Here is a 12,424-nt window from a genome sequence, read left to right as displayed (position 1 = left end):
GTGGGGCCTTCGCGCCCCACCGCGCTAGTCCAGGTCCGTTTCGCCCCGCCCCAGCCACGCGGCCAGCTCCACCGGATCGGCCCGCTGCCCGGTGGCGTGCTCCAGCGCGCTCTGTACGGCGCGGGCCCGTTCCGGGCGGTGGCGCAGCAGGCGGGAGGCATCCCGGTGCTCGGCCACCCCTGCCAGGGCCCTGCCAAGACCCGCCCAGGCCGCGAACACCGGCTTCTCGCCGCCGAGTTGTTCGACGAAGGCGTCCCGCGCCCCGCTCAGTTCCCCGCGCGCGAGCAGCAGGTCGGCCGGCTGGACGCCCTCGATGTCACCGGGGTCGGCCGCCGGGGAGCCGAGGCGGTAGCGGGCCAGGACAGCCGCGGTGTCCAGGTAGCGCGCATCGGCGACCGGAGCGAGTTCGGGCCGCGCCGCGAGCGTGGCAGGCGGCCGGGCCTCTCCTCGCCGCCAGGCCCCCACGGCGTCCTCCACGGCCGCGGCGGGCGGCCGCAGATGGTGGGCGCGCCAGCGGGCGCGGTGGTCGGCCGCCGCCTCTCGCGCCGCCGCCAGTTCGGCGGGCGGCACCGCCTCGGACATCCATTCTTCGCACCGCCCGCGCAGTGCGCCGAGGAGCCGCCGCCCCAGGGAGGTCAGACGGTCGTGGCGGTGTACGAGGTCCACGGTGGCCGACACCTGGGCACGCCACAGGGCGAACTCGAAGTGGGCCATCGGGGCGTACGCGGCGTCGGCGGCATGCCGGTGGACGGACCAGAACCGGGCCACACCTGCGAAGGCGTAGATCCCCTGGAGGAGACCGCTCAGCGGCCGCGGATCGTCCCGCCACGGGGCGTAGAAGAGTTGTTCGTGCGCCCCCCGCGGGTCCGTCGGCTCGCTCAGCGGTCCCAGGTGGATCAGACCGCCCAGCTTGGTGTGCTGGAACTCGTGCACCAGCGTCGCGGCGAGCTGGGCCACGTCGTCCGGCCGTGACGCCATGACACCGCCGAACGCGTCCCCGGCCGTGACGCTGTGCGGCCGGTATCGCTCCCTGGCCGGCGTGGGCGCGAGCGACATCAGCCCGACGCGCATCGCCTCCGCGCTCTGCGGCTCGTCACGCCGGAGGATCGCCCACGCCTCGGTGAGCTGCTCCTCCCACGTCCGCGCCTCGGTGGCGGACAGCAGGCGGGGCGGGCTCGGGTGCGGGAAGGTGCGATAGGGATCCAACTCGTCGAGCGCCAGGCGCTTCCCCGGCCCTGTCGGCTCCAGCTCCAGGCGGCGCACCGCGTGCCAGCCCGGCGCACCGAGGGACCAGTCGGGCCCGGCCGTCACGGTCTGCCGGCCCGCCGTGATCCGCAGCCGTCCCTCCCGCGCGTCGACCTGGGCCGTGCCCCACGGCTCCGCCACGTCCTCGAACGCCGCGCAGCCCAGGGTGGGCAGCGGCACCCGGCCGTGGCGCACCGGCACGGTGAGGGAGAAGTTCAGGCCGGCCCGGGTCGCGGCGGCGGCGGCGAGCGCCGAAAGGTGCCCGATGACCACCCACAGGGGTGCGTCCTCGTAGGCCGTCGCGCCGCGCAGCCTGCGCAGGGCGAGCGACAGCCACATACCGGTGTGCGGGCACATCAGGGTGTCCTCGAACGCCTGGGGCGCGAGCTGTTGGGTGCGCGCGAGCAACGTCCAGGCCGCCCGGTGCGACATGGGGCCCGTCCCGGCGGGCTGCGGCGGGTCACCTTCGCTCAGGCCGTCGGCGAGCGCCCGCACCAGCAGCAGTCGGCGGCTGCGCTCGGCGGTGACGAGTTCCTCCACGGCCGCGCTGCCGCCCTCGCCCAGCGCCAGAGCCGCAGCACTGGACTCCGAGAGCCGGTGGAACGCCAGACCTGTCGTCGCCGTGCGCCTGTCCGACACGGACGCTCCGCGCCTATCCGACATGGGTGCTCCACGGCGCGGTGACGGCCGCGGCCGTGTCAGTCGAATCGGGAGGGGCTGTACGACATGGTGACGGCGCGCGCGTCGTCGATGTGGCGCAGCAGGGGGTCGAGCGACCCCGCGATGGCACTGCGGTCCATGGAGAGCAGCGCTTCAAGTGAAACCCCCGAGAGATCTACGAGATCGGACTCGACGGCAGGCATCGATTGCTCCACGGCTGCCAAGTCCCCTCCCGCGATTCCGTGCATGCGCCATCCCTTTCCCCCTCATGATGACCCAGCACGGCACGCTGCGAAACCCCGCATCCGAGCCGTGCCCGACATCAAGTCAGCAGTATCGCTTGGCCAGTTGGGCCGCCTCACGGTCAAGACGGGCCACTTCCGTCGACTGTCCCTCCAGCAGCCGGACGGTCTCAAGGAGCTGATCGAGCGTGCCCCGGTAGCGCAGACAGGTGTGCACGATGCCGTAGATGTCCATCCGGAGTCTGGGGTCCCTGGGGCGGTTCGCGGCGATCTCCGCGTCGATGCTCGCGAGCACCAGACCGAGCCCGCCCGCGTCCTTGAGGGCCGGCACCTCCACCAAGGCGTCGACCAGCCCCATGAGTTCACGCAATGGCAGGTCAGAGGGGAGGCCCGCCAGGCTCGCGGGAGCCGCCGTCCCCTCCGGATCCGCCGCGGAACCAAGCCCTCCAGGTGCCGGCAGACCAGCGGCCTCGCGCAGGTGCTCCAACTCGGCCGACGACAGCGCGCCGTACCACTGCTCCACCCTCCCCGCCGCGAGCCGCCCCAGACCGTCCGACCGGTGATGGGCGCTGATCACTCCGATGACGGCGCCGCCGGACCAGACAGCCGCACCGGACATTCCCTCCCACGGCGAGCGCTCCGGTTCGGGGTCCGCGCGCGGCGCGAGAACGGCCAGTTCGAGTGTGCCCTCGCGGCGGTTGGACAGGACGGAGACGGTCCCCGAGACATGGCAGGAGTCGCGGTACTGGCTGGGGGCGCCGTCATCGAGGAGGCGCATGCTGTCGTCCCGCAGCTTGAAACGGGGAAAGCCCATCGCGCTGACGGGCAGCACCACATCGGCGTCGGGCACGGTGCCGTATCGGGGAGTCCCTACTGCCGGACCCCCGGGCGGCACGGTCATGATCTCCAGGAGTGCCATGTCCACGGTCTCGGCGAGCAGCACGACGCGTACGTCCGCGCTCCACTCCCCCGGCAGATCGGCGTCGAAGCGCACCCGCACCGACGTCAGGGGTCCCGCGACCACATGTGCGGCCGTCAGCACGGACCTTTCCCCCACGCGGTAGCCGGACCCGCGCCGCCCGGGCTCCCCGCCCGGCGTCTCCACCAGTATTTCGGCGACCCGCGCCGCCTCGAGACCCTCTGCCGTCGCCATGGGTGTCCGGGCTCAGCGCTCGCGCACGGTCCGGTCACCGCTGACCCAGGGCCGTTCACCGGAGCCGCGGACGCGGGGCTCCAGGCTGAGCGACACACGATGGGTGGTGCTGTTCGCCTGCTGGCCGGAGGCGCCTGCCTCGACGACCCAGAAGCGGATCCTGCCGTCGGCTCCGGCGGACCGCTGTACGACGAACTCCGTCTCCAGCTGTACGGCGCCGAGCTCGAAGCGCAGACCAGTGTCCTCGGCATCTTCGGCCGCGGCCATGGCGGCGGCGAGTTGCCCACGTAACTGCGCGATCATTTCGGCGAGTTCAATCACGCCGGGCCTCTACCCCAGGCGTGTCGCCTCCACACGGTGGAGGCGACACGGGGGGAGAGCCGAGGAGGCCGGCCGGCACGACGACGGCCGGCCCCCGAGGGCTTGCTCAGCCGTTGCCGGAGCCGTTGCCCGACAGGACCGGGATGTCGTTCAGGATGTGCGAGATCGGCTCGTCGCCCTTGGCCTGCGTCGAGTTCTCGGTGCACTGCTGGTTCTGCGGCGCCGACAGGACCGGGATGTCCTGGACACCGACGTTGACGAGCGCGACGAGCGAGGTGACGTTCGCCTTGACCGGCAGGGCGACACAGGGCTTGTTCAGCGTGCCCTGGACGAGCGTGAGCTGGGGGCTCTGGTTGCCCTTGGTCGCGGAGTTGCCGAACGCCGTCTCGGCGCCGTTGCCGCTGAGCGACGTGGTGCCGCGGTCGTCACCGATCGCCAGGGCCTGGGGGGCCATCCCTGCCGAGATACCGGCGACGGAGGCGGCAATGGCCGCGGATGCCCACAGCTTGTTCATTTTGATTCCCTTCAAGAGCGGGCTCCCTTGGCAGAGCCGCGTGATGATCAACTGCCTGACACGGCGATGGTTTCGACCTTCGACCCGGTTGGCCCAGTAATCAGAGCGCCGTCAACGGCATTCCAGGGTGTCACCGCGAACGGTCGCCGGGCTCGCGAAGCGCGGCGGATCGCTCAGCCTGGCCTGCGAGTTGGGGCTCGTCAGGGGCTGGTCGTGCTTGAGGGCCGTGAAGACCTTGCCGGCCTTGGCCCTGTCCCACTGGAGCGATCCGTGCAGCTTCTCGCTGAAGCCGCTGACCGGCACCGTGGTGAACTCCATGGACGACGCGGGGAGCCTGCCCAGACGCGTCGCGAGCGTCAGGATCTGCTCGGTGCTGAATCCCCGGTCGACCCGCGCCGAGCCGACGAGCAACCGCGCGAGCCGCGCCGCCCTGACCGGGTCGGCCAGGACGTTCTCGGTCCGTACGCCGCGCAACGCGGCGACGAGGAAGCGCTGCTGGCGCTGGATGCGTCCGAAGTCGGCGCTGTTGTCCACGTGGCGGGAGCGGACGTACTGCAAGGACCGGCCGCCGTTGAGCAGATGGCTGCCGGGAGTGAGGTCGAGCTTCGTCGTCTTGTCCTTGAGCGCGCGGGGCGTGCAGACCCGCACGCCGCCGACCGTCTCGACACTGTCCATGAAGCGCCGGAAGTCGAGCTGCAGATACCGGTCGACGCGGACGCCGGTCATCGACTCGACCGTCCGCACCGAGAGCGCGGGACCGCCTTGCGCATAGGCGCCGTTGATCTTCCCCGGCCGTGCGGGACGCTCCTGCCCCGTGGCCTTGTCGCGGTGGGCGGGGATGTCGGCGTAGGAGTCCCTCGGGAGGCTGACGACGCTGACGCGGTCCTGTGCCTGCGAGACATGGACCAGCATGAGCGTGTCCGTGCAGTCGCAGGCGACTCCGCCCGCGTAGTACTGCCGCTTCTCCTTGCGCGTGATCGTGTCGCGGCCGTCCGTCCCCATCAGGAGGATATTCGTACCGCTTCCCTCGTTCGGTCGATTCTTCATGTCGCCGAAGACATCGACGCGTTGGACAGGGAGCGGCAGTGCCGCGGCATTTCCCATTCCCACGGCGGCGGCGGCCAGCAGAATCACCGGAACGGCGACACGCAGCCTTCGCGCACGCCGGGATCCGGCCGGTGAGTTGACGTGAGTACGCAAGCTGGACTCCGCTGCGGGGGAACCGGGACGAAGAAACGGTAAACCGCTCGTCGCCACCGCCGAGTGCGGCAGTTGGCGGCGCGCACGAACAACAACTCGTTCGCCCTAAGCCGTTCGGTTTCCCCGGATGTCACATCTGGAACAGATGGCTCGACATACGCCCGTCGATGGCGAGGGAACATGGCTGACTTCAAGCGTCAATGGAAGCGGCAGAGCCTCATCCCGGTGAGCAGGAATTCTCCGGAGTGCCGCGTCGATGACCCCATCTTCACGTCGTTGCAGGATTCCTGGGCGCGGCAGGGGAGAACCGTTCCGGGCCGTCCCGACCAGGAGTGGAGAGCACTCGTCACACGCGATCACTGGCCGCGGGGCTGACCGCGCAGGGTGTGGCACACGGCAGCGGGCCGCCGGTGAACGGCGGCCCGCTGTGCGATGCGTGAAGGATCAGTGGTTGCCCTTGCCGTTCCCGGACAGGACCGGGATGTCGGAGAGGATGTGCGACAGCGGCTCGTCGCCCTTGGCCTGCGTCGAGTTCTCGGTGCACTGCTGGTTCTGCGGCGCCGACAGGATCGGGATGTCCTGGACACCGACGTTGACGAGCCCGACGAGCGAGGTCAGGTTCGCCTTGACGGGGAGACCGATGCAGGGCTTGTTCAGCGAGCCCTGGATCAGCGCCATCTGCGGGCTCATGTTGCCGTACGTGGCGGAGTTGCCGTACGCCTGCTTGGCGCCGTTACCGCTGAGCGACGTCGTGCCGTGGTCGTCGCCGATCGCCATCGCCGACGGAGCTGCTGCGGCCGACATGCCGACGACGGAGACAGCAACCGCGGCTGCGGCCATACCCTTCTTGATCACAACTAATTCCCTTCTGGAGAAACCCCGTTCGCCGGAGCGCTCTGATTAACTCCACGCCCTGCGCTTAGTTGCTCCCATTCACCCTGATGGCCCAATGCGGAGCGGACGCGCACCCCAACCGAGTGAAGCCCCGAAACTCAAACTCGCGCCGACCGGTTGTTCAGCGCGCAGTGACTCGAGCTTCTGCCAGAAAAGGAACACACAAAATGATGAAGAAGGCTATGGCCACGGCGGCAGTTGCCGTTTCCGTCGTCGGTATGACCGCCGCGGCGGCCCCGTCGGCGCTGGCCATCGGTGACGACCACGGCACCACCTCCCTGAGCGGCAACGGCTCCCAGCAGGCGTACGGCAACTCCGCGACGCACGGCGACATGAGCCCCCAGCTCTCCCTCGTCCAGGGTTCGCTGAACAAGCCCTGTGTCGGTCTGCCGGTCAAGGCGAACCTGACCTCGCTCGTCGGGCTCGTCAACGTCGGTGTCCAGGACATCCCGATCCTGTCGGCGCCGCAGAACCAGCAGTGCACCGAGAACTCGACGCAGGCCAAGGGCGACGAGCCGCTGTCGCACATCCTCAACGACATCCCGGTCCTGTCCGGGAACGGTGAGCTCAACGGCTGACCTGCCGGCTGAGGATCGCTCGGGCCGCCTGACCGCCGCAAGGCGTGGCAGGCGGCCCGGGCTTCTTCATTCTCCCCTGCGGTAACTCGAATGCGGTAATTCGGGTGAATTTACTGAACGGTCGAAACCGGCGGTTTCCTCGGGACCGTCAACTCGTTTGCCAACTGCGGGTCATGGTGCGAGACGTACATGAAGTGCTCGCTCGGTTTCGACTGCCAGATCGGCATGACCACAGAGAAGGGAACATCTGTGAAGCACAAGAAGAGCGCGACGATCATCGCTGGTGTCGTGATGGCCATGAGCATGGCTGCCCCCGCCTTCGCCGACTCCGGTGCCCAGGCCGCGGCCGTCGGGTCCCCGGGCGTTCTCTCCGGCAACGTCGTCCAGGTCCCGGTCCACGTTCCGGTCAACGTGTGCGGCAACACCGTCGACGTGATCGCCCTGCTGAACCCGGCGTTCGGCAACACCTGCGCCAACGTCTGAGGTAGCACCCAGCCACCAGGCTGCTTTATTTCATGGCCGGCCTCGGAGCGCGTCGCTACGCCTCCAAGGCCGGCTTTCCACTGCTCAGAGGAAGACAACTAGATGCGACAGGTCATTGGTAAAGGGATGCTCGCGACCGCGGCCGCGAGCAGCATCCTCTCCCTGTCCGGCTCGAGCGCGTTCGCCGCGGGCGGGGACGCCGTGGCGGCGAATTCGCCCGGGATCTTGTCGGGGAACAGCGTGCAGGCCCCCGTGGAGGTGCCGGTGAACGCCTGCGGCAACAGCGCGAACGTGGTCGGCGTGGGCAACCCCGCCATGGGCAACAACTGCGCGAACGCCGGGGCTTCGGACAAGGAGCACTCCCGTGCACCGGAACGTACGGTGACGCAGGAGCGAGGGGGCGCGCGGACGGACGACGGCGCGGGTTACGGCTCGGACGACGACCACACCCCGGGCAGGGACAGCCACTCGGGCTCCCACGGCTCCCACCCGGGCACGCACGCGGGCACCCAGTCGCTGGCTCGGAGCGAGGCCACCAACTCGCCCGGCATCCTGTCGGGCAACAACGCCCAGGCACCCGCGGACGTCCCGGTCAACGCCTGCGGCAACACCGTGGACGTCATCGGCCTGCTCAACCCGACCGGCGGCAACAGCTGCTCGAACGGGGCGCCCGCACCGAAGCCCCCGCGGCAGGAGACGCCTCCCTCGACCGAGCTGCCGCCCGAGGCGGAGACGACTCCCCGGGTCGTGCCGCCGACCGATCGTGCCATGCCGCCCGTGAAGGCCGGTCAGCCGCCGCAGGACGTGGCGTCCTCGACCTCGGCCTCCCGGCTTCCGTCGGTCGCCCACGAGGTGCAGCACGCGGGCGCCCGGCTCGCCGCGACCGGCGGGGACCAGGACCTCCTGACCGCCGCGGCCGCGAGCGCCGCCCTGCTGGTCGGCGGGGGAATCCTGTACCGCCGCGGACGCGCCTCATCCGGCCGCTAGGGCACCCGGACACGCAACTGGCGGGGAAGAGACACCCGAGGGTCTCTTCCCCGCCAGGAGGCGAGGGGGGCCGGCCCGCGAGGGGGGTGTTGCCGACCTACGGCGAAGACGCCGACGGCTGGCGGAGGGCAACCAGGCCCGTCCCATGACGACAGAGTCCACCACCTGATCATGGTGGACGAAGAACCGATTCACCCGTTCGCCGACCGCATCACCTGATCGGGTTCCCGAGAGCCGGGGTTCCCCCTCGGAGCTTGACGGCCGGGGGTGTCGAGCGGCTCCCGCCGCAGGCTGCGGCGAACGCCCCGTACCAGCCGGCGCGCCGTGAAGGACGCCCCGTGCACGAAGCGCATGGCCGGGCCGAAGCTGGACGCCGTCACCAGACCCGCCAGGAACAGACCGGGGTATGAGGACTCGAACTCGGCGGACGCGCGGGGCTCCTGGGCGGCGTTCACCGCCAGAGCGCCGCGCACGTCCGGGGCCAGCAGGCCGAGGCGGGCGCTCGTGGCCCGGAAACCGGTGGCCGCGATGACGTGGTCGGTCTCGAAGTCCGGGCCGCCGCTCGCGTTGCCCACGGTCGCCAGCCGCACCCGGCCCGCCGCGAGGGACGCCTCGACGACCTCGTGGTCGAGCCGCACATCGACGCGCGACTCGACCCGGTCGCGCACCCACCAGGCCCCCGCCGGGCCCAGCGCCGACGCCGAGACGCGGGCGCGCGTGGCCTCCGGGAGCCGCCGGAAGCCGCCCGGTACCTCGGCGTAGAACCAGTTGCGCCATCCGCAGCCGAGGCCGCTGTGCGGGGCGCGGGCCGACTCCCACCACGGGCGTTGCCACGCCGGGGGCACGCTGTTCCAGTTCAGCCGGCGCGACCGGGCGAGCACCCGCACCCGGGTTCCCTGCTCGGCGAGGAGCGCCGCGGTCTCCAGGGCGGCCTGGCCCCCGCCGATCACGGTGACGTCCCGGTCGCGGAAGCGGGTCAGGTCCCGGTGGTGGCTGCTGTGCGAGACGTGCTCGGTGCCGAGCCCGTGCAGTGCCGGGGGGATCTCGACGAAGGGGAGCACACCGACGGCCAGGGCCACCGTGCGGGCACGGACGGCCCGGCCGTCCTCGGTGACCACCTCGAAGCCCCCGGGGCAGGCGCCGACCGACGCCACCATGCGTTCGTCGACGTCGGGTACGGCGTGCTGGGCGAACCACAGGCCGTACGAGGCGAACGTCTCCACGGAGACCGGTTCGCCGTGCCGGGCCCGCGCCCCGTGGCGGTCGCAGTACGCGGCGAGGCCGTAGCGGTGGCGGGGGTCGGAGAGGTTCGACGCCCAGGGCTCCGACTTCAGGAGCATCCCCCGCGGCATGTGGTCACGCCAGGACGCCATGGGGCGGCCGAAGACGCGTACGTCGAGTCCGGCGCCGGCGGCGTGTGAGGCGATGGAGAGACCGTAGGGGCCTGCTCCGACAACCAACAGGTCATGCATCGGCGACTGCTCGCTCTCTCGTCATCGGTACGGGCGCCGTCGGCGCGGCCGGCGCGCCCACGTGTGCCGTCCGCCGCAGCCGGCCGAGCAGCCGCCGTGTCACGTGCCGGCACCACAGCACCCACAGGGCACGCGCGGGAGCCATGTCGTCCCGGGCGTGCCAGGCCAGTTCGCGGCGGCGGGTCGCCGTGGCGGCGGGCCCCGCTGTCATCAAGACGCGCAGGGCGGCCAGCGGTGAGTAGTTCTCCACGACGAACGAGCGGCCGGGGAGCGCGGCGGCGGCCGGCAGTGGCCGGTGTGTCATGTCCAGGTGCTGAGCACGCACCACGTCCAGGTCGGCCCCGTCGGCGAAGAGCCGGAACTGGGCGCCGGGCCGCGGGTTGAAGTCGAGCAGGCAGTACGCGCCCGTCGCGGAGTCCACCCGGAAGTCGAGGTCGAGGATCCCGCGGTAGCCCAGGCTCTCGACCAGCCTCTCCACCCCGGCCCGCAGTCCTGGGTCGGGCGTCCACTCGCCCACCGCCGTCAGGCCCGTCCCGCGGGGCCGGGCGCGGTGCTTGCGGCCCGAGCCGCCGCCGCGCACGGCCCCGCTCCGGTCGACGTATCCGTGGACGAACCAGTCGCGCCCGGAGCCGCCCGGCAGGAAGGCCTGCAACAGCAGGTGACTGCCCGCCTCCTCGCTCCGCCGGTAGAGCTCCTGGGCCTGGCGCGCCGACCGCACCAGGACCGTGCTGCGCAGGCCGGTGCCGCCGGGGACCAGCCACGGGCGGCTCCACTTCGCCACCACGGGGAGGCCCAACTGCCCGACGGCGGCTGCTGCTTGGGCCGGGGACTCCGGCATGAGCGTGACCGGGTGGGGGATGCCGGCGGACGCGCACACCTGGGTGAGCTCCGCCTTGTCGGCCACCCGTTCCGCCAGGCCGCTCGCCTGGTCCGGCAGGAGGTAGATGTCGGCCAGTTCCTTCTGGAGGCGTCCGATCGCGAGGGCGCCCGCGTCGTCCATCGGAATGAGCACGGCAGGCCTGGCCACCCGGTGGGAAATGCGGCGCAATACGGTGGCGATTTCCCGGAGTGACGCGCCCGGGGGCGGCGAAGGATGCGTCCGGTGCAGATAGCGGGATCTGCGCACCGGGCTCTCCGCGAAATCGGATGCCGCCACATGCACCTCCACTCCCGCACGGCCCAGTGACCGAACAGCTCCGAGCGTGCCGTGATGAAAGGGGTTCCGGTCGATCCGCAGCAGAACCGCGGGGACCCGGGTGTCGAGAGTCAGCACGGCCGAATCCTCTCAATTCGATCCCCCATGCGGGCGAAGGGCACGCCCAAAGGATTAGGGGCTCGATCGGCGCAATAGAAATACATATGACTGAGTGTCAGTAGACGGAGGCGCAGCATAAGGAGCGGACATGGCCTTGCAGAGACGCCGGACCATCAGTAAACGGCCGGCATTCGTCGCCACCGGAATCGTCGTGTCGGCAGCGCTCGCCGTCGGACCCGGCTATGCGTGGGGAGCCGGACAGGACCCCGAGCCATCGGCCTCTGCGCCCGGCCTGCCGACGACGGCGGCGACGGCGACGCCCCCGGCTGCCTCCCCCTCCCCCACCCCTTCCCCCACCGCCACGACGCCACCGGCCGCGTCACCCGCGTTCGGCGCCTACCTCACCTACGGGCCCCAGGGCGTGGAGCGCATGACCGACCTCAGCAAATGGCTGGGCGGCGCCGAGCTGCGCGTGGGGCACACCTATCTGCCGGGTGACCGGTGGAGCAATATCGAAGGGGCCCCGAACTTCCTGGAGAGCTGGGCCCAGTGGCGGCGCGCGAAGGACGACCGGCTCTTCGTGCTCAACGTCCCCATGATGGAGCGCAACGAGGCCCACGTCGGCGACTGGGAGGTCCGTTCACTGCTCCGCCGGGCCGCCGCCGGCGCATTCGACCAGCATTTTCGCGTCCTCGCCGAGCGGCTCGTGAAGCTCAATGTTCCGGACACCGTCGTGGTGCTCGGCTGGGAGATGAACGGCACCACGTACACCCATCGGTGCGGCCCTGATCCGGAGTCCTGGAAGAAGTACTGGAAGCGCATCGTCACGACGATGCGCTCGGTGCCGGGCCAGAAGTTCAAGTTCGACTTCACACCGAACAGGGGCCGGGACGCCATTCCCTGGACGCAGTGTTATCCGGGTGACGACGTCGTGGACATCGTCGGCATGGACTCGTACGACCAGCCGATGGGCACCGATTTCGCCGAGCAGGTCAGCGAGCCGTACGGCCTGAAGCAGCACGTGGAATTCGCCAAGGCCCATGGCAAGGAGATCTCCTACCCGGAGTGGGGCCTTTTCCGTAACGGCGACAACGAGGAGTACATGCGGAAGATGCTCGCCTGGATGGACGAGCACAAGCCGCTGTACAACACCGTCACCGACTACTGCCCGCACGGCGTGTGGCAGTGCGACGACAATCCCAAGTCGTCCAAGGCCTACCGGTCGTTGCTCTTCGGCCGCAAGGACACCGGGCCGACCCCGGAGCCGACGAAGCCAACGACACCGCCGAACTGTTCCCCGCTGAACCTGGGCGACTGGGTCGAGCACTGGCTCGGCGGCAAGCTGTGCATGCGTCTTGACTGGTACAAGCGGTCGTAGCCGGGACCGGTCAGAGATCAGGAAACCGGTCGGAGATCAGGA

Annotated in this window: 13 protein-coding genes; 4 read left to right on the top strand and 9 right to left on the bottom strand. The window is 70.6% G+C overall.

What is annotated here, in order from left to right; genetic code table 11:
* Window positions 1-24 precede the first annotated feature (24 nt).
* The 7 genes from ABXJ52_RS24115 to ABXJ52_RS24085 all read right to left on the bottom strand — a co-directional run bounded on the left by ABXJ52_RS24115 (window position 25) and on the right by ABXJ52_RS24085 (window position 6,190).
* The gene (locus tag ABXJ52_RS24115; RefSeq protein WP_367044762.1) at window positions 25-1,884 is read right to left on the bottom strand and encodes an HEXXH motif domain-containing protein; all 1,860 of its coding nucleotides are present in this window, start codon (window positions 1,882-1,884) and stop codon (window positions 25-27) included.
* A gap of 59 nt (window positions 1,885-1,943) precedes the next feature.
* A complete protein-coding gene (locus ABXJ52_RS24110) occupies window positions 1,944-2,108 on the bottom strand; it encodes a hypothetical protein (RefSeq protein WP_367044761.1) in 165 nt (54 codons plus the stop codon).
* A 124-nt stretch (window positions 2,109-2,232) separates the two neighbouring features.
* Window positions 2,233-3,300 (bottom strand): trypsin-like peptidase domain-containing protein, encoded by a 1,068-nt coding sequence (locus ABXJ52_RS24105; protein WP_367044760.1) that lies wholly within the window; start codon window positions 3,298-3,300, stop codon window positions 2,233-2,235.
* A 12-nt stretch (window positions 3,301-3,312) separates the two neighbouring features.
* On the bottom strand, window positions 3,313-3,621 hold the full coding sequence (locus tag ABXJ52_RS24100) for a trypco2 family protein (protein ID WP_367044759.1): 309 nt from the start codon (window positions 3,619-3,621) through the stop codon (window positions 3,313-3,315).
* A 106-nt stretch (window positions 3,622-3,727) separates the two neighbouring features.
* Window positions 3,728-4,135, bottom strand: coding sequence for a rodlin (locus ABXJ52_RS24095; protein ID WP_367049225.1), 408 nt, complete (start codon window positions 4,133-4,135; stop codon window positions 3,728-3,730).
* 111 nt (window positions 4,136-4,246) lie between these two features.
* Entirely contained in the window at window positions 4,247-5,182 is a 936-nt protein-coding gene (locus ABXJ52_RS24090; RefSeq protein ID WP_367044758.1) for an LCP family protein, read from the bottom strand.
* A gap of 597 nt (window positions 5,183-5,779) precedes the next feature.
* Window positions 5,780-6,190 carry a rodlin gene (locus tag ABXJ52_RS24085; RefSeq protein WP_367044757.1) on the bottom strand — a complete coding sequence of 137 codons (411 nt, stop codon included), beginning with the start codon at window positions 6,188-6,190 and terminating at the stop codon, window positions 5,780-5,782.
* Between the two features lie 206 nt (window positions 6,191-6,396).
* On the opposite strand from ABXJ52_RS24085, the gene ABXJ52_RS24080 reads away from it, so the two are divergent.
* The 3 genes from ABXJ52_RS24080 (at window position 6,397) to ABXJ52_RS24070 (ending at window position 8,277) form a co-directional block, all read left to right on the top strand.
* Complete coding sequence (locus ABXJ52_RS24080) at window positions 6,397-6,807, top strand: rodlin (RefSeq protein WP_367044756.1); 411 nt, start codon at window positions 6,397-6,399, stop codon at window positions 6,805-6,807.
* Window positions 6,808-7,098: 291 nt separating this feature from the next.
* Entirely contained in the window at window positions 7,099-7,290 is a 192-nt protein-coding gene (locus tag ABXJ52_RS24075) for a chaplin (protein WP_367049223.1), read from the top strand.
* Window positions 7,291-7,392: 102 nt separating this feature from the next.
* The gene (locus ABXJ52_RS24070) at window positions 7,393-8,277 is read left to right on the top strand and encodes a chaplin (protein ID WP_367044755.1); all 885 of its coding nucleotides are present in this window, start codon (window positions 7,393-7,395) and stop codon (window positions 8,275-8,277) included.
* A 191-nt stretch (window positions 8,278-8,468) separates the two neighbouring features.
* On the opposite strand, the gene ABXJ52_RS24065 is transcribed toward ABXJ52_RS24070, so the two are convergent.
* On the bottom strand, window positions 8,469-9,749 hold the full coding sequence (locus ABXJ52_RS24065) for an NAD(P)-binding domain-containing protein (RefSeq protein ID WP_367044754.1): 1,281 nt from the start codon (window positions 9,747-9,749) through the stop codon (window positions 8,469-8,471).
* Window positions 9,742-11,022, bottom strand: a complete 1,281-nt coding sequence (locus ABXJ52_RS24060) for an ATP-grasp domain-containing protein (RefSeq protein WP_367044753.1) — start codon at window positions 11,020-11,022, stop codon at window positions 9,742-9,744. Before ABXJ52_RS24060 ends, ABXJ52_RS24065 begins: the two co-directional genes overlap by 8 nt.
* Before the next feature lie 130 nt (window positions 11,023-11,152).
* Here ABXJ52_RS24060 and ABXJ52_RS24055 point away from each other — a divergent pair, with 130 nt between their 5' ends.
* A complete protein-coding gene (locus ABXJ52_RS24055; protein WP_367044752.1) occupies window positions 11,153-12,382 on the top strand; it encodes a glycosyl hydrolase in 1,230 nt (409 codons plus the stop codon).
* Window positions 12,383-12,424 lie beyond the last annotated feature (42 nt).

It is taken from the genome of Streptomyces sp. Je 1-332, assembly GCF_040730185.1.
Classification (GTDB): Bacteria; Actinomycetota; Actinomycetes; order Streptomycetales; family Streptomycetaceae; genus Streptomyces.
The sequence above is the reverse complement of the archived record's forward strand: the minus strand, read 5'-3'. Positions and strand labels throughout refer to the sequence as shown.

Bases quoted from the DNA above. Each gene is read 5' to 3' on its own strand.
- ABXJ52_RS24090 (WP_367044758.1), bottom strand. From the start codon at position 5,182: ATGAAGAATCGACCGAACGAGGGAAGCGGTACGAATATCCTCCTGATG.
- ABXJ52_RS24095 (WP_367049225.1), bottom strand. From the start codon at position 4,135: ATGAACAAGCTGTGGGCATCCGCGGCCATTGCCGCCTCCGTCGCCGGT.
- ABXJ52_RS24055 (WP_367044752.1), top strand. From the start codon at position 11,153: ATGGCCTTGCAGAGACGCCGGACCATCAGTAAACGGCCGGCATTCGTC.
- ABXJ52_RS24065 (WP_367044754.1), bottom strand. From the start codon at position 9,749: ATGCATGACCTGTTGGTTGTCGGAGCAGGCCCCTACGGTCTCTCCATC.
- ABXJ52_RS24075 (WP_367049223.1), top strand. From the start codon at position 7,099: ATGGCCATGAGCATGGCTGCCCCCGCCTTCGCCGACTCCGGTGCCCAG.
- ABXJ52_RS24105 (WP_367044760.1), bottom strand. From the start codon at position 3,300: ATGGCGACGGCAGAGGGTCTCGAGGCGGCGCGGGTCGCCGAAATACTG.
- ABXJ52_RS24110 (WP_367044761.1), bottom strand. From the start codon at position 2,108: ATGCCTGCCGTCGAGTCCGATCTCGTAGATCTCTCGGGGGTTTCACTT.
- ABXJ52_RS24070 (WP_367044755.1), top strand. From the start codon at position 7,393: ATGCGACAGGTCATTGGTAAAGGGATGCTCGCGACCGCGGCCGCGAGC.
- ABXJ52_RS24080 (WP_367044756.1), top strand. From the start codon at position 6,397: ATGATGAAGAAGGCTATGGCCACGGCGGCAGTTGCCGTTTCCGTCGTC.